Raw genomic sequence first — 16,119 nt, 5'->3', positions numbered from 1 at the left:
ACGGCGTGCGCCCGGTGAGAAGCCATGGTCGTGAATCGCGTGCGATCGCAGCCGTGAGTGCGCCCGTGATGGCAGGGCTTCCGCGAAAGTGCCCTGTCGGTAGCGCAACGCGCCCCGGGACGACGCTGAGTGCACCTTCGCGACGACCCCGGGGAACAAATCCCGCAACCGCCCCGTTGACCACTTCGACAGTTGAGTGACACAGACTCAAGTTCTGCTTGACAGGCCCCGCCTCCAGAGAGCAGTCTTGAGCCCGGTGCACTCAGTACACACGTTTCGTCTAATCAGGAGGCAGTAACTATGGCTCGTGCGGTCGGCATCGACCTCGGGACCACCAACTCCGTCGTCGCAGTTCTGGAGGGTGGCGACCCCGTCGTCGTCGCGAACTCCGAGGGCTCCCGCACCACCCCGTCGGTCGTGGCGTTCGCGCGCAACGGCGAGGTGCTGGTCGGTCAGCCCGCCAAGAACCAAGCGGTGACCAACGTCGACCGGACCATCCGTTCGGTCAAGCGCCACATGGGCTCCGACTGGAGCGTGGAGATCGACGGCAAGAACTACACCGCGCAGGAGATCAGCGCCCGCGTGCTGATGAAGCTCAAGCGCGACGCCGAGTCCTACCTGGGCGAGGACATCGCCGACGCGGTGATCACCGTGCCCGCGTACTTCAACGACGCTCAGCGCCAAGCCACCAAGGAAGCCGGCCAGATCGCCGGCCTCAACGTGCTCCGCATCGTCAACGAGCCGACCGCGGCCGCGCTGGCCTACGGCCTGGACAAGGGCGAGAAGGAGCAGACCATCCTGGTGTTCGACCTCGGCGGCGGCACGTTCGACGTGTCCCTGCTCGAGATCGGCGAGGGTGTCGTCGAGGTCCGCGCGACCTCCGGTGACAACCACCTCGGTGGCGACGACTGGGACGACCGGATCGTCGAATGGCTCGTCGACAAGTTCAAGAGCTCCGCGGGCATCGACCTGACGAAGGACAAGATGGCCATGCAGCGGCTGCGCGAAGCGGCCGAGAAGGCGAAGATCGAACTCAGCTCGAGTCAGTCCACCTCGATCAACCTGCCCTACATCACCGTCGACGCGGATAAGAACCCGCTGTTCCTCGACGAGCAGCTCACGCGCGCCGAGTTCCAGCGCATCACGCAGGATCTGTTGGACCGCACCCGCAAGCCGTTCCAGCAGGTGATCAAGGATGCCGGCATCGCCGTCGGCGACATCGATCACGTCGTGCTGGTCGGCGGTTCGACCCGCATGCCCGCGGTGTCCGAACTCGTCAAGGAGATGACCGGTGGCCGGGAGCCCAACAAGGGCGTCAACCCCGACGAGGTCGTCGCCGTGGGCGCCGCGCTGCAGGCCGGCGTGCTCAAGGGCGAGGTCAAGGACGTGCTGCTGCTCGATGTCACCCCGCTGAGCCTCGGTATCGAGACCAAGGGTGGCGTGATGACCAAGCTCATCGAGCGCAACACCACGATCCCGACCAAGCGGTCGGAGACGTTCACCACGGCCGACGACAATCAGCCCTCGGTGCAGATCCAGGTGTTCCAGGGTGAGCGCGAGATCGCCTCGCACAACAAGCTGCTCGGCTCCTTCGAGCTGACCGGTATCCCGCCGGCCCCGCGCGGCGTGCCCCAGATCGAGGTCACGTTCGACATCGACGCCAACGGCATCGTGCACGTCACGGCCAAGGACAAGGGCACCGGCAAGGAGAACACGATCAAGATCCAGGAAGGCTCTGGCCTTTCCAAGGAAGAGATCGACCGGATGATCAAGGACGCCGAGGCGCACGCCGACGAGGACCGCAAGCGTCGCGAAGAGGCCGACGTCCGCAACCAGGCCGAGTCGCTGGTCTACCAGACGGAGAAGTTCGTCAAGGAGCAGCGCGAGGCCGAAGGTGGGTCGAAGGTCTCCGAGGACACGCTGACCAAGGTCGACGGTGCGATCGCCGAGGCGAAGTCCGCGCTGGCCGGCACCGACATCTCGGCGATCAAGTCCGCGATGGAGAAGCTGGGGACCGAGAGCCAGGCCCTGGGCCAGGCGATCTACGAGGCCACTCAGGCCGAGCAGGGCTCCGCGGGCGGCGACGCCCCGGGTGGCTCGAGCTCGAGCTCCAATGACGACGTCGTCGACGCCGAGGTCGTTGAGGACGATCAGGAGCGCAAGTGAGTGACGAGCAGGAACCGATCACCGTCACCGACAAGCGCCGGATAGATCCGGAGACCGGCCAGGTGCGCGACGCACCTGAGCCGGCCTCCGGCCCGGCCGGGGAGGTGCCGACCGTGTCGGAGGAGTCGCAGGGCCAGGCGGCCGAACTGCTCGCCGACTTACAGCGGGTGCAGGCCGATTTCGCGAACTATCGCAAGCGGTCGTTGCGCGATCAGCAGGTGGCCACCGAGCGGGCCAAGGCTCACGTGGTGACCCAGCTGCTGCCCGTGCTCGACGATTTCGAGCGTGCCCGCGCACACGGCGATCTCGACTCCGGGCCGCTCAAAGCCGTTGCGGACAAGCTGGTTTCGACCCTCGAAGGGTTGGGGCTCAAGCCGTTCGGCGAAGAGGGTGACGCCTTCGACCCGTCGCTGCACGAGGCTGTGCAACACGAGGGCGACGGCACCCATCCGGTGGTCGGGACGGTCATGCGGCGCGGTTACACCGTCGGTGATCACGTGGTCCGCCACGCGATGGTCGGCGTCGTCGACACCGTGCCTGACTCGGGGCCGGACTCGGCACCCGACGCGGCCGGATCGGCGAATGCCGACCAAGAGCCGCAAAACCCATCAGAATCATAGGAATTGACCACCGCGACAAGCGTGAGGAGGTGACGCGGTATGGCCCAGCGTGAGTGGGTTGAGAAGGACTTCTACAAGGAGCTCGGCGTCGCCTCCGACGCCGCCCAGGACGAGATCAAGCGGGCTGCCCGCAAGATTCTCGCCGAGAACCACCCCGATAGGAATCCCGGCAATGCCGCGGCCGAGGAGCGGTACAAGGCCGCCTCGGAGGCCAAGGAAGTGTTGACCGATCCCGCCAAACGCAAGGAGTACGACGAGACCCGTCGACTCTTCGCGGGCGGCGGGTTCGGCCGGGGTCGCTACAGCGGCGGTGGTGGCGGATACGGCGGGTTCGGCGGAGGCGACGGTCAGGACTTCAACCTCAACGACCTGTTCGACGCCGCCGGCCAGACCGGCGGTGCGAACATCGGTGACCTGTTCGGTGGGCTGTTCGGTCGCGGTGCACAGCAGCCGCGGCCGAGCCGCCCCCGGCGGGGCAACGACCTCGAGACCGAGACCGAGCTGAGTTTCCTCGAGGCGACCAAGGGCGTGGCGATGCCGTTGCGGCTCACCAGCCCTGCCCCGTGCACGAACTGCCACGGCAGCGGTGCCCGCCCGGGCACCAGCCCGAAGGTCTGCCCGAACTGCAACGGCGCCGGCGTGGTCAGCCGCAACCAGGGTGCCTTCGGATTCTCCGAGCCGTGCACGGAATGCCGTGGCAGCGGGTCGATCATCGAGCACCCCTGTGAGGAGTGCAAAGGTACCGGCGTGACTACCCGCACCCGCACGATCAACGTGCGGATTCCACCGGGAGTCGAAGACGGACAACGCATCCGGCTCGCCGGACAGGGTGAGGCCGGGTTACGCGGCGCCCCGTCGGGTGACCTCTACGTCACCGTGCACGTGCGCCCCGACAAGGTGTTCGGGCGCAATGGCGACGATCTGACGGTCACCGTGCCCGTCGCCTTCCACGAGTTGGCTTTGGGTACAACGTTGTCCGTGCCGACGCTGGAAGGCAAGGTCGGGGTTCGGGTGCCCAAGGGGACGTCGGACGGACGCATCCTGCGGGTGCGTGGCCGCGGTGTGCCCAAGCGCTCCGGCGGCAACGGCGACCTACTGGTCACCGTCAAGGTGGCGGTGCCGTCGAACCTCGAAGGTGAGGCCGCCGAAGCGTTGGAGGCCTACGCCCAAGCCGAGCGCGCCAGCGGCTTCGATCCGCGGGCGGGATGGGCCGGTGTCCAGTGAGCCCCGGGCGCAAAGACCAGAATGACCAGGCCAGGACGTTCCTGATCTCGGTCGCCGCCGAGCTGGCCGGAATGCATGCGCAGACGCTGCGTACTTACGACCGGCTCGGCCTGGTCAGCCCCGAACGCACATCCGGTGGGGGACGGCGCTATTCGCAACGCGACGTCGACCTCTTGCGTGAAGTTCAGCGGCTGTCGCAGGACGAGGGCGTCAACCTCGCCGGTATCAAGCGCATCATCGAGCTGACCAATCAGGTCGAGGCGCTGCAGGCGCGCCTGCGTGAGCTCACGGCCGAGGTCGAGCACCTCCGGGCTCAACCTCGGCCCAAGAGCACGGCGCTGGTCGTCTGGCAGCCGCGCAACCAGCGCTGAGCGTGGGGGTCAACCCCCACGCCGTCGCGGGGGTGATCCTGGTTGATCTCCGCAGCCGCCGAGGGCCACGATGGACTGTGTGTCCACGCCCTGGCATCCGCTGACACGCATTGCCTTCCGCTTCTGCGTCGTCTACTTCGGCCTCTTCTGCCTGCTGTTCGCGCAGATCCTCTTCGTCTACGTCGGCGTCCTCGCCCGGTGGTTGCCGTCTGAGGCGGTGATCTGGCAGATGACGCTGATAGAACCGGCGTTGACGTGGGTCGGGCAGCACGTGTTCGGCGTCGACGCGGTGCTGCATCGAGATTCGGGAAGCGGCGATCAGGCCGTCATCTGGGTGATGCTGTTCGTCCTCCTGGCGATCTCGGTTCCGGCCACCGTGGTGTGGTCGATCGTGGACCGCCGCCGAGAGAGCTACCCGCGTCTGTACGCGTGGTTCTCGGTGTTCGTCCGGCTGTGTCTGGGCGGGCAGCTGCTGTTCTACGGCATCGCGAAGGTGATCCCGACCCAGATGCCCGCGCCGCCGTTGGCCGCGCTGCTGCAGCCGTTCGGTGAGCTGACGCCAGCCTCCGTGCTGTGGCTACAGGTCGGCACCTCACTGCCTTACGAAATCGCCCTGGGCACAGTCGAGCTGGTTGCCGGGCTACTGCTGTTCTGGAACCGGACGGCCACGCTGGGCGCACTCGTCGCGGCAATGGCGATGGCCCAGGTTTTCCTGCTCAACCTCAGCTATGACGTCCCCGTGAAGATCCTGTCCTCACACCTGCTGCTGCTGAGCCTGTTCCTGCTCGCACCGCAGGCCCGCAGACTGGCCGACCTCCTGGTGTTCCAGCGGCCCACCGACCCCGCGATCCCGCCTCCGCTGTTCGTTGACGCCCGCAAGAATCGGATCGCTGCCACCGTCGTAGCTGTGCTGGGGGTGTGGGCGCTTGCCGGATGCGTGGTCGGGGGCGTGGCGGCCTGGCGCGACTACGGGGGAGGGCGAGAAAAGCCCGAGCTGTACGGGATCTGGGAGGTCACCCGCCCAGAAGCCGCTGAGAGTGATTGGCGCCGTGTGGTTTTCGATCACCCCGGCGTGCTCACCTATCAGCGCGCGGACGGTGTGCTGCGCGACGAGGCGGTCACGGTCGGTCCTGACGGGACGATGAGCGCCGAGAACCTGCAGCTGCGCCCCCTGCGACAGGGCCCGGATCGACTTCAGCTGGCCGGCCGAATCGACGGCCGCCCCGCCACCCTGACGTTGCATCTGATCGATCCGGAGTCTTTTCCGTTGCGCAGCACCGAGTTCCGTTGGGTGCAGGACTACCCGCGATTCGCCGGGCAGATCAACTGACGACGACGCGGAACACCGCCGAGACCGATTCTCCCGGCGCCACCTCGCGGTACCCGCCACGGCGCAACGCATCGGTCGGCGCGGCCATCGGCTCGAAGCACACCACGTCGTCCTCGCCGGGTGCGAACACCTGCGCGGCGGTGTAGCCCTCGTCGTAGAGCACCTCGATGCGGCGGCCGCCGCCGGAGAGCGCGAACACCGAGCCCGGCTCCACCTCGTCGAAGCCCTCGTCGATGAACCTGTCGCCCAACAACTCCGAGGCGGCCGGCCGCGGTTCCACACGGCCGGTCGGAATGCCCCAGGCGTTGACCGGCTGATACCGCATCGCCGGCGTCTCGATCAGCCACTGAGCTCGCGGCACCCCGGGCAACTGCAGGTAGGGGTGGAAGCCGAAACACAGCGGCACCCGCGAACCCGTCGTCGCGGTCACCGTCGTCGTCACGGTCAACGTGCGGTCACGCAGCGTCACGTCGAGCGTGAGCAGGTGCGGGAACGGGAACGTGGTCAGCAGCGCCGGGCGCGCCGCGAAATCCAGTTCGGCCGTCAGCTGCGACTCCAGCGCCGTCGTCACGGTCCAGTCGGGGTAGGCCGCCAACGTGCCGTGGATCGGCACCCCGTGCTCGTCGGTGCGGACCCCACCCGTGCCCGGCGTCAACGTGACCACGGCGCCGTCGACCCCGTAGCCCATGCTGCTCAACCGGTTGGCCCATGGATAGAGGATCGGGATGCCCATGGTCTTGTGGTTGGACACATAGGCCTGCAGCCCCCGCCGCTGGCCCAGGAATTCCACACCGTCGTCGTTCAGTGAGCTGGCCACCATTCCCGCGCCCGGAACGTAGGTGGCGGTCAGCGCCGAGGACGGATCACGCAAAGTCACGGTTTCGAACGTGTCCATGGCCACCGATACTGCCACGTGCGGTCAGCTCGCCAGAGGATCGTGGCGAATTCGGTGCGCAGGCGCGCCTTTCGCGATCAGCGCCGCCTTCGTGGCCGCAACCATCTCCGGTCGGCCGCACACGAGGATCTGGCGATCGCCCCAGCTGCCGTAGCGGGTCACCACCTCGGGCAGCCGCCCGGTCTGACGGACGTGCAGGCCCCGCGGCGGCGTCACGTCGGGGTACTGCGCCGCCCACGGCGGATCGAAGTCGAACTCCGACACCGGCGTCACCGACAGCCACGGATTGGTCGCCGCGATCTCCCACAGCGTGCGCAGATCGTAGAGCTCACAGGGGTGCTTGGCGCCGAAGAACAGGTGCACGCGCGGGTTCTCCCCGAACCGGGTCAGGTCCATGATCAGGGCGCGCAGCGGCGCCAGACCGGTGCTGCCGGCGACCATCAGGACGTCGCCGTCGTCGCGGTCGACCTCCAGCGCGCCGTGGGGGTTGGACACCCGCCAGCGGTCACCGGGGCGCGCCTCGCCGACGATGGCCCTGCTGACCATGCCGCCCGGAACCGACCGCACATGGAACTCGACGTACCCGGCTGGGTCGGCCGGGATCGACGGGCTCAGGTAGCGCCACCGCCGCGGCCACTGGGGGATCTGCACGGGCACGTACTGGCCGGGGTGGTAGCCGAGCGCGCGGTCCATCTTGAGCCGGATCACCGAGACGTCGCGGGCCGGCCGCAGGTGTTCGAGCACCGTGCCGTCGCAGAACGGGGGACTGGTCTCCGCGTCGGCGGCACCACTCATCACACCCACCATCAGCGACACCACGTCGGTGACCGCTTCGGAGAGGCGTCGATCCCACCGGTCGGCCAGGTGGCTGCGCAGCGTCGCCAGCAGCGCGGGCTGCAGCGTCTCGTAGTGCGCGGACGTCACGCCGTACTTGCGGTGATCTCGCCCGAGCTGTGCCAGGAACGCCACGGGCTCCTCGGCCCGCTGGGCGATCAGCTCGTCGCACAGCCAGGTCAGCGCGTGTCCGAACACCTTGCGCTGGGTGGCCATCTCCGGGGGGAACAGGTCACGCGCCGACAGGTCGGCGGCAAACCAGCGGGTGTAGAAGTCGCCGACGAGCACATCGTCGTCGGTGTCGAACGCACCCCGCAGGATGTGCATCGACTCGCGATCTTCCAGGCCCACGCCGCACGATCCTAGGTCACCGGCGGCGGGGTCACCTATAGGCCGTGAATGCCCTTGTAGAGCACCAGGATTCCGATGACGACGAAGATACCGGCGATCAGCGCCGCGTGCTGGCGCTCCAGCCACGCCCGGATCCGGGCCAGCGTCGGGTCGAGCCGCTGCCCGGACACCGCGTAGGCCAGCACGGGCAACAGCACCGTGGACCCGGCGACCAGCACGTACCAGGCGACCGCCGCGTACACCGTCGGGACGCCGATGCCTGCCGACCCGATCGCCAAACCGGCTGCGGCGCAAAGAAACAGCACCTTGGGGTTGACGACGGTCAGGGTCAGCGCGGTCGCCGCGGCCTTGGGTGGGGTCAGGGAACTCATCCGGGTCATCCAGCCCGGCATGTGCTCCGACTTGGCCCGGTTGATCCAGCGGTACACGCCGAGCGCGATCAGCGCCGCCCCGACGACGATGCGCAGCCATGACGCCCAGCCCGGCGGTTTGGTGCCGATGCCGCCGATCAGGTTGGACAGCTCGAGGAACACCGAGGTCAGCGCCGCGAGGCCGACGATCCAGCCGACCAGGAAGGCCAGCCCCGTGGGCCGAGGGTGCGGGGTCTGCAGCACCAGCACCCCAGGGATGATGGTCACCGGGGACAGCGCGACGACGAGGCCAAGCGGGATGAGCTCGGTCAGAACGGATCCCCACGACACCGGCAAAACCTAGCAAAGCCCCGCCGGTATCGTCGTCTAATGACTCAGCCCGGTCCGCGTCCGGCGACAGCGGTGACGGTCTTCCACGCCGACGGTGACGACGCGGAGTTTGCCCGGTGGGCGGGCGAGCTGCTGGCCTCGGCGCGCGACGCGGACGGGTACCGGTCGGGACGGGTCTCCGACGTCGTGGACCCGACCTCGGATCGTGCTGTGGCCGTGACGTTTTCCGGCGACACGACACTGCACCGATGGCTGGACAGCCCTGGTCGCGCGGAGGTGCTGCGCGACGGGCGCGCTCGGGGATTCTGGACCGCGACCACCGACCTGGTCACCTCGGCCGAGAACCTCGACGCGTCGGGCATCAGCGTATTCGGGCATGTCGTATCCGCGGGCCGCGACGACGAATTCCGGGCCACCCAGGCCCGGCTGTCGTCCGCGGCGGCTGCGTTACCGGGCTACCTGGGCACTGTCTTGGTGGCGGGCGAGCGGGACGGCGAGTGGACCTCGGTCGTGCGGTTCCGCACGGGCACGCAGCTGGCGCAGTGGCTCGCCTCCGCCGAGCGCGGCGCCGCCCTGGACCGGATGCGCGGCACCCTGAGCAGAGACTTCAGCACCGGCACCACGCCGTTCGGCACCACGGTGCGGGTGCAGGACGGGCGGACGCTGATGACGCCGAACTGGAAGTCGGCGATGCTGGTCCTCGCCGTGCTCTACCCGACGGTGATGCTGCTGTCCCGCTTCCTCGGGCCTGTGGTCGATCACGCGGGTGCGCCGCCGTGGCTGGGCCTGTGGATCAGCCAGATCGTCAGCATCGTCGCCATGCAGTGGTGGCTCATGCCCGCGGCGTCGCGCCCGCTGCGCCGGTGGCTGGACCCGGTCGACGGTTCCGGTGCCGGCGTGAGCGCGACCGGGGTGGCGGTGATTGTCGCGGTCTACGTGGTGACGTTGACGGTGTTCGCGACGGTGCACGAGCTCCAGTTCTGGGATTACGCGTCGTGACGATGAGTCCCGGCGGTGGTGAGAGTCAGCAGGGTATGGCTTTCACCCACCTTCTCGCTGTTCTGCCCGTCACCGATGTCGAGGCCAGCCGCCCGTGGTTCACCGCGCTGTTCGGCAGGCCCGAGGACAACAACCCGATGCCCAGCCTGATCGAGTGGCAGGTGCTGCCCGGGGCGTGGCTGCAAGTGTTCTGCGACGAGAACCGCGCCGGATCGGGGCTGTTCAACCTTGCCGTCGAGGACCTCGATGCCACGATCGCCGGCCTGCGGGAGCGGGGGCTCGAGCCCGGTGAGCTCGTCGAGGCGAACAAGGGTGTGCGGTTGTGCGCGCTCACCGATCCGGACGGGAACACGATCACCGTGATCGGCGGATTCCGCGCGAACTATTGACCCTGGCGTTGGGCTGGCGCTCACCCTCGCGTCATCTGCCGGTGCCACAGTGACCCCATGTCGGTCGGAGCGCAGTCGCGCCCCGGGCTGCGCCGGCTCGTCCCGCCCACGCTGATCGGCTTCTGTCTGATCAACTCGTTCACCTTCGGGATCGACCTGATGCTGCTGATCGGGCTGCACAGTGGACTCCGCGTTCCGTACCCGCTGGCGGTCACAGTGGCGTACGCGTGCGCGTTCGGACTCAGCTATGCGCTCAACCGCCGCCTGAACTTTCGCTCGCACGCCCCGGTCGGTCCGGAGCTGAGCGTCTACGTCGCTGTGGTGGTGCTCAACTACCTGGTCTTCATCCTGGCGCTGTCGACACTTCTGACCGGGCTGGGCCTCGACTACCGGCTCGCCCGGCTGACGGTGGGCGGATGCGAGGCCGTGTTCATGTACTGCGCGCTGCGGTGGGTGGTGTTCCGGTCGCGTCGGCAGGTCCGCTAGGCGCCGTCGAACCGGTTCTGTCCGAGGCTGTCGACGAAAGCCGGCCCGCGCGAGTCGAATTCACGCAGATACTCCGCCGACCACGACCCGAACGGGTGGTGGGCCAGGTACTCGTTGCGGAACCGGTCGTCCTCGGACACCTCGGTGGTGCAGAACGCGGGTATCGCGAGATCGACGACGGGGCCGTCGCGTTCGACCTCGGCCACCAGCAGCGGGGGCGTTGGCGCCCAGGAAGCGGTCGATCACCCACCCGTCCTCACCGAGCCAGACCGACGAGCGGATCTTGACCACGACGTGGTCGGCGCGCGCGACGATCTGGCCCGCCACCAACGGATCGAGCTCGCGCTCGGCCTCGTAGCGGGTTCCGCCGGCGGCCGGCCCTTTGGCGGTCATGGTGCCCATGGCCTCGTCACCCAGGGCGGTCACCAACTGTGCCGGCGTCGCTTCGAGGTCTGCGGGGGCCGGTCCCTGCAGGCGGACCCGCACCGCGTAACCGTCGGAGACGAACAGGTACGCCTGCGCGATGAGCAGCGGGGTGGGGTCGGACGCGGCGACGGCCGGCATGTCGCGAACGAAGAATTTCCGTTCGAACTCGAAGTCGCCGTTGTCGGACATGCCTTGACGGTAAACCCACCCACAGGCCAGGCCGGGGACTTGAGGCCTCTGGTGTGGCGGCAGGAAAAAAGTTAAAGTTGAGCGGAACAGACTCAAGGTTGTTCGCGTTGATTCTGTCGACAAGCAATTTTCGGGCCACCCGTGTGGCCCAACGGACCTGAAAAGGAGTGTCGTGGACTCGTTCAACCCGACGACCAAGACCCAGGCGGCCCTGACGTCGGCGCTGCAGGCGGCAACGGCCGCGGGCAACCCGCAGATCACGCCCGCTCATTTGTTGATGGCGCTGCTGACTCAGAACGACGGCATCGCCGCCCCGCTGCTGGAGGCTGTCGGCGTCGATCCCGCGACCGTCCGCGCCGAGACGCAGCGTCTGCTCGACCGGCTGCCCAGCGCGTCCGGATCCGCGTCGCAGCCGCAGCTCGCCCCGCAAGCCGTCTCGGCGATCACCAATGCCCAGCATCTCGCCACCGAGATGGACGACGAATACGTCTCCACCGAGCACCTGCTCGTCGGCCTGGCTGGAGGCGACAGCGACGTCGCCAAGCTGCTGTCCGGACACGGCGCATCGCCCCAGACTCTGCGTGAGGCGTTCACGAAGGTCCGCGGCAGTGCCCGCGTCACCAATCCCGACCCCGAGGGCAGCTACCAGGCACTCGAGAAGTACTCGACCGACCTGACCGCGCGCGCCCGTGAGGGCAAGCTCGATCCGGTCATCGGTCGTGACACCGAGATCCGTCGCGTCGTGCAGGTGCTCTCCCGTCGCACCAAGAACAACCCGGTGCTGATCGGCGAACCCGGCGTCGGCAAGACCGCGATCGTCGAGGGTCTGGCCCAGCGCGTGGTCGCCGGTGATGTGCCGGAGTCGTTGCGGGACAAGACCGTCATCTCGCTCGACCTGGGCTCGATGGTCGCCGGTGCGAAGTACCGCGGTGAATTCGAGGAGCGCCTCAAGGCCGTCCTCGACGACATCAAAAACTCGGCCGGGCAGATCATCACGTTCATCGACGAGCTGCACACCATCGTCGGCGCCGGTGCGACCGGCGAGTCCGCGATGGACGCCGGCAACATGATCAAGCCGATGCTCGCCCGCGGCGAGCTGCGGCTGGTCGGCGCAACCACGCTCGACGAGTACCGCAAGTACATCGAGAAGGACGCCGCCCTCGAGCGGCGCTTCCAGCAGGTGCTGGTCGGCGAACCGTCCGTCGAGGACACCGTCGGCATCCTGCGCGGGCTCAAGGAGCGCTACGAGGTGCACCACGGCGTGCGGATCACCGACTCCGCGCTGGTGGCCGCCGCGTCGCTGTCCGACCGGTACATAACCTCCCGGTTCCTGCCCGACAAGGCCATCGACCTCGTCGACGAGGCCGCGTCCCGGCTGCGCATGGAGATCGACTCCCGGCCCGTCGAAATCGACGAGGTCGAGCGCCTGGTCCGTCGCCTCGAGATCGAGGAGATGGCGCTGGCGAAGGAAGAGGACGCCGCCTCGAAGGAGCGGCTGGAGAAGCTGCGTGCCGAACTCGCCGACTACAAAGAGAAGCTCTCCGAGCTCACCACCCGGTGGCAGAACGAGAAGAGCGCCATCGACGTCGTCCGCGAGCTCAAGGAACAGCTCGAGGAGCTGCGCGGTGCGGCCGACCGGGCCGAACGCGACGGCGATCTGGCCAAGGCCGCCGAGCTGCGGTACGGCCGCATCCCGGAGGTCGAGAAGAGGCTCGACGCGGCCGTTCCTCAGGCGGAAGCCCGCGAGGACGTGATGCTCAAGGAGGAGGTCGGGCCCGACGACATCGCTGACGTGGTGTCGGCCTGGACCGGAATCCCGGCCGGCCGGATGCTCGAAGGCGAGACCGCCAAGCTTCTGCGCATGGAGGAGGAGCTGGGCAAGCGCGTCATCGGGCAGCGCAAGGCCGTGGCCGCCGTGTCCGACGCGGTGCGCCGGTCGCGTGCCGGAGTCGCCGACCCGAACCGTCCGACGGGCTCGTTCATGTTCCTGGGCCCGACGGGTGTCGGTAAGACCGAGCTCGCAAAAGCGTTGGCGGAGTTCCTGTTCGACGACGAGCGGGCGATGATCCGCATCGACATGAGCGAGTACGGCGAGAAGCACTCGGTGGCTCGGCTCGTCGGCGCGCCTCCCGGCTACGTCGGCTACGACCAAGGCGGTCAGCTGACCGAGGCGGTGCGCCGCCGCCCCTACTCGGTGATCCTGTTCGACGAGATCGAGAAGGCCCACCCGGACGTGTTCGACGTGCTGCTGCAGGTGCTCGACGAGGGCCGGCTGACCGACGGCCAGGGCCGCACGGTCGACTTCCGCAACACCATCCTCATCCTGACGTCCAACCTGGGCGCCGGCGGAACCGAGGAGATGGTGATGGCGGCGGTGCGCTCGGCCTTCAAGCCCGAGTTCATCAACCGGCTCGACGACGTGATCATCTTCGACGGGCTCAACCCCGAGGAGTTGGTCTCCATCGTCGACATCCAGCTACAGCAGCTGGCCAAGCGGTTGGCGCAGCGGCGGCTCACGCTCGAGGTGTCGCTGCCGGCCAAGAAGTGGCTCGCCGATCGCGGCTTCGACCCGCTCTACGGCGCGCGTCCGCTGCGGCGGCTCGTGCAGCAGGCCATCGGCGACCAGCTGGCCAAGCAGCTGCTCGCGGGAGAGGTGCACGACGGCGACATCGTGCCCGTCAACGTGAGCGCGGACGGCGACCGGCTCGTGCTGGGCTAGTTGTAACTCGCCGAGACTGCGGTCAGATCACATTTCGCGAGAGAATTGCGATCTGGCCGCAGTTTCGCGCCGTCAGAACGCGGTGCTCGGTACGTCCGTCTCGTCGCTGAGCAGCGCCTCGACGATCCGCGCGGCCACCGCGTCGGGGTCCAACCCCTGCGGCAGCCGCGGCGGGTCCCCGGCGATCGCCCGGTCCGCGAGCCCGGTCTCGGTGTGGGGCGGCCGCACGTCGACGACACGGACTTTGCGCCGACGCGCCTCGCTGCGCACCGCGGTGAACAGCGCGGCCGTCGCCGCTTTGACCGCCGAGTACACCGCCATGTTCGGCAGCGGCTTCTCCGCCACGACCGCGCTGATGCCGAGGATCACCCCACCGGGTTCCAGCACCGGCAGCGCGGCCCGCATCACCCGCAGCGGAGCGAGGAAGTCGACCAGGACGAGGTCGTCGACGGTGTCGTCGTCGACCTCGGTAAACGGCCCGAACGCCACCGCACCGGCCGCGATGACGACGCCGTCGAGCCGGCCGTGCTGCTCGCGGGCCGCCTCGACGACGGTCCGTCCGGCGTCGGGCTCGCGCAGGTCGGCGGTGACCACGTGCGCGTCGCCGACCTCGGCGAGCGCGTCGGCGTCGCGGCCCGTCACCGTCAACGCCGCCCCCTGGTCGGCCAGCCGACGCGCGATCCGCGATCCGAGCGCCCCGCTGGCCCCGACGACGAGGTAGGACCTGCCGGTCAGATCGGTCATCGGGCCAGTATGCGTGGCCTGCGCCGACGATCGATCCCGGAGAAGGTGACCGGGTTGTGACCCATTCGGATTCGGACCGGACCCCCGGAAGCGGATACTCTGGTCGCAATGGTTCCGCTCTGGTTCACGCTGTCCGCACTCTGTTTCGTGGGTGCGGCAGTTCTGCTGTACGTCGACCACGACCGCCGCCGCGGTCTGGGCCGGCGCCGCAAGTCGTGGGCGAAGTCGCACGGCTTCGACTACGAACCCGAATCGACCGACATCGTGGCGCGCTGGAAGCGTGGCGTGATGTCCACCGTGGGCGATGTCGCGGCCAAGAACGTCGTCCTCGGCCAGATCCGCGGCGAGGCGGTGTTCATCTTCGACCTCGAGGATGTCGCCACCGTCATCGCGCTGCACCGCAAGGTCGGCACCAACGTCGTCGTCGACATGCGGCTCAAGGGCATCAAGGAACCGCGCGAGAGCGACATCTGGCTGCTGGGCGCCATTGGCCCCCGCATGGTCTACTCCACCAACCTCGACGCCGCCCGGCGGGCCTGCGACCGTCGCATGGTGACGTTCGCCCACACCGCGCCCGACTGCGCCGAGATCATGTGGAACGAGCAGAACTGGACGCTGATCAGCATGCCGGTGACCAGTACCCGCGCCCAGTGGGACGAGGGCCTGCGCACCGTGCGGCAGTTCAACGACCTGCTGCGCGTGCTGCCGCCGGTGCCGTCGGCCGCGGCCGGTCAGCCCGTCGCACGGCGTAGCGGGTCCCCGAGCCGGCCGCTGACCCCGACCCCGCCGCGCCCTGAGCCGCAGCGCCGCCCCGCGCCGCCGGTGCCCCCCGGGCCGCCCGGGCAGCGCAACGGCCGGCAGTCGCCGAACTATCAGCGGTAGCTATCCTCTGGGGCATGCCCCGCCCCGTCGCCCTGATCACCGGGCCGACCTCCGGAATCGGTGAGGGTTTCGCGCGCCGCTACGCCGCCGACGGCTACGACCTGGTTCTTGTCGCCCGCGACACCGCCCGGCTCGACCGGCTGGCCGACGAGCTTCGGCAGCGGCACGGCACCGGAGTCGAGACCATCACCGCCGACCTGTCGTCGGCTGCCGACCGCGACACGGTCGCCGAGCGCCTGCGCGCCGGGGTCCGGGTACTGGTCAACAACGCCGGTTTCGGTACCGCCGGCGAGTTCTGGTCGGCCCCCTACGAGAAGCTGCAGGCGCAGCTCGACGTCAACGTCACCGCCGTCATGGCCCTCACCCACGCCGCGCTGCCGGCGATGATCGCCGCAGGCACCGGCACGGTGCTGAACGTGGCCAGCGTCGCCGGTCTGCTGCCCGGCAGGGGTTCGACGTACTCGGCGTCCAAGGCGTGGGTGGTGTCGTTCTCCGAAGGCCTCGCCAACGGTCTGGGCGGTACGGGTGTCGGTGTGCACGCACTCTGCCCGGGATTCGTGCGCACCGAGTTCCACGCCCGCGCCGGCATCGACATGGCCGGCACCGCGTCCTTCCTCTGGCTGGAGGTCGACGACGTGGTGGCCGAGACGATGTCCGACATGGCCAAAGGGAAGGTCGTCATCATCCCCGGCCTGCAGTACAAGGCGCTGACCACCGGCGGCCGCATGGTGCCGCGCAGCCTGGTGCGTGTGCTGACCCGAACCGTGGGCAAGGGCCGTGGCCGGACCTGAGA

The 16,119-nt window shown here is 68.6% G+C and carries 15 protein-coding genes and 1 pseudogene; 11 read left to right on the top strand and 5 right to left on the bottom strand.

Annotated elements, in window-relative coordinates; translation table 11 throughout:
* The first annotated feature begins 300 nt into the window (after nucleotides 1-300).
* The 5 genes from dnaK to PGN37_RS03465 all read left to right on the top strand — a co-directional run bounded on the left by dnaK (nucleotide 301) and on the right by PGN37_RS03465 (nucleotide 5,711).
* Nucleotides 301-2,166 carry a molecular chaperone DnaK gene (gene dnaK / locus PGN37_RS03485; RefSeq protein WP_335329622.1) on the top strand — a complete coding sequence of 622 codons (1,866 nt, stop codon included), beginning with the start codon at nucleotides 301-303 and terminating at the stop codon, nucleotides 2,164-2,166.
* The gene (gene grpE, locus PGN37_RS03480) at nucleotides 2,163-2,786 is read left to right on the top strand and encodes a nucleotide exchange factor GrpE (protein ID WP_335329621.1); all 624 of its coding nucleotides are present in this window, start codon (nucleotides 2,163-2,165) and stop codon (nucleotides 2,784-2,786) included. Before dnaK ends, grpE begins: the two co-directional genes overlap by 4 nt.
* A 39-nt stretch (nucleotides 2,787-2,825) precedes the next feature.
* A complete protein-coding gene (dnaJ, locus tag PGN37_RS03475) occupies nucleotides 2,826-4,010 on the top strand; it encodes a molecular chaperone DnaJ (RefSeq protein ID WP_335329620.1) in 1,185 nt (394 codons plus the stop codon).
* Nucleotides 3,992-4,381 (top strand): heat shock protein transcriptional repressor HspR, encoded by a 390-nt coding sequence (locus tag PGN37_RS03470; protein ID WP_442932841.1) that lies wholly within the window; start codon nucleotides 3,992-3,994, stop codon nucleotides 4,379-4,381. The genes dnaJ and PGN37_RS03470 overlap by 19 nt, the downstream gene beginning before the upstream one ends.
* A 70-nt stretch (nucleotides 4,382-4,451) precedes the next feature.
* Nucleotides 4,452-5,711 carry a DoxX family protein gene (locus PGN37_RS03465; RefSeq protein WP_442932840.1) on the top strand — a complete coding sequence of 420 codons (1,260 nt, stop codon included), beginning with the start codon at nucleotides 4,452-4,454 and terminating at the stop codon, nucleotides 5,709-5,711.
* Here PGN37_RS03465 and PGN37_RS03460 read toward each other — a convergent pair.
* The 3 genes from PGN37_RS03460 to PGN37_RS03450 are packed head-to-tail and all read right to left on the bottom strand — an operon-like array spanning nucleotide 5,704 to nucleotide 8,498.
* Entirely contained in the window at nucleotides 5,704-6,606 is a 903-nt protein-coding gene (locus PGN37_RS03460) for an aldose 1-epimerase (RefSeq protein WP_335329617.1), read from the bottom strand. The genes PGN37_RS03465 and PGN37_RS03460 overlap by 8 nt on opposite strands.
* 24 nt (nucleotides 6,607-6,630) lie before the next feature.
* Nucleotides 6,631-7,791, bottom strand: a complete 1,161-nt coding sequence (locus PGN37_RS03455; RefSeq protein ID WP_335329616.1) for an FAD-binding oxidoreductase — start codon at nucleotides 7,789-7,791, stop codon at nucleotides 6,631-6,633.
* 35 nt (nucleotides 7,792-7,826) lie between these two features.
* Nucleotides 7,827-8,498, bottom strand: coding sequence for a GAP family protein (locus PGN37_RS03450; protein ID WP_335329615.1), 672 nt, complete (start codon nucleotides 8,496-8,498; stop codon nucleotides 7,827-7,829).
* 33 nt (nucleotides 8,499-8,531) lie between these two features.
* On the opposite strand from PGN37_RS03450, the gene PGN37_RS03445 reads away from it, so the two are divergent.
* The 3 genes from PGN37_RS03445 to PGN37_RS03435 are packed head-to-tail and all read left to right on the top strand — an operon-like array spanning nucleotide 8,532 to nucleotide 10,366.
* Nucleotides 8,532-9,491 (top strand): antibiotic biosynthesis monooxygenase, encoded by a 960-nt coding sequence (locus PGN37_RS03445; protein WP_335329614.1) that lies wholly within the window; start codon nucleotides 8,532-8,534, stop codon nucleotides 9,489-9,491.
* Nucleotides 9,492-9,526: 35 nt separating this feature from the next.
* A complete protein-coding gene (locus tag PGN37_RS03440; RefSeq protein ID WP_335329777.1) occupies nucleotides 9,527-9,880 on the top strand; it encodes a VOC family protein in 354 nt (117 codons plus the stop codon).
* A 57-nt stretch (nucleotides 9,881-9,937) separates the two neighbouring features.
* A complete protein-coding gene (locus PGN37_RS03435) occupies nucleotides 9,938-10,366 on the top strand; it encodes a GtrA family protein (protein WP_335329613.1) in 429 nt (142 codons plus the stop codon).
* Here the strand turns inward: PGN37_RS03435 and PGN37_RS03430 are convergent.
* Nucleotides 10,363-10,981 (bottom strand): annotated as a pseudogene (locus PGN37_RS03430) (CYTH domain-containing protein). The gene PGN37_RS03435 and the pseudogene PGN37_RS03430 sit on opposite strands and share 4 nt — an antisense overlap.
* A 172-nt stretch (nucleotides 10,982-11,153) precedes the next feature.
* On the opposite strand from PGN37_RS03430, the gene clpB reads away from it, so the two are divergent.
* The gene (gene clpB / locus PGN37_RS03425; protein ID WP_335329612.1) at nucleotides 11,154-13,700 is read left to right on the top strand and encodes an ATP-dependent chaperone ClpB; all 2,547 of its coding nucleotides are present in this window, start codon (nucleotides 11,154-11,156) and stop codon (nucleotides 13,698-13,700) included.
* A 72-nt stretch (nucleotides 13,701-13,772) separates the two neighbouring features.
* On the opposite strand, the gene PGN37_RS03420 is transcribed toward clpB, so the two are convergent.
* Complete coding sequence (locus PGN37_RS03420; RefSeq protein WP_335329611.1) at nucleotides 13,773-14,444, bottom strand: SDR family NAD(P)-dependent oxidoreductase; 672 nt, start codon at nucleotides 14,442-14,444, stop codon at nucleotides 13,773-13,775.
* A 108-nt stretch (nucleotides 14,445-14,552) separates the two neighbouring features.
* Here PGN37_RS03420 and ttfA point away from each other — a divergent pair, with 108 nt between their 5' ends.
* Nucleotides 14,553-15,326: a trehalose monomycolate transport factor TtfA gene (gene ttfA / locus PGN37_RS03415; RefSeq protein ID WP_335329610.1), complete on the top strand. Its 774-nt coding sequence runs from the start codon at nucleotides 14,553-14,555 to the stop codon at nucleotides 15,324-15,326.
* 14 nt (nucleotides 15,327-15,340) lie between these two features.
* Entirely contained in the window at nucleotides 15,341-16,117 is a 777-nt protein-coding gene (locus PGN37_RS03410) for an SDR family NAD(P)-dependent oxidoreductase (RefSeq protein WP_335329609.1), read from the top strand.
* Nucleotides 16,118-16,119 lie beyond the last annotated feature (2 nt).

Source organism: Mycobacterium kyogaense (genome assembly GCF_036946525.1).
Taxonomy (GTDB): domain Bacteria; phylum Actinomycetota; class Actinomycetes; order Mycobacteriales; family Mycobacteriaceae; genus Mycobacterium; species Mycobacterium kyogaense_A.
Note: the sequence above shows the minus strand (reverse complement) of the source record. Positions and strands in the feature narration are given on the sequence as shown.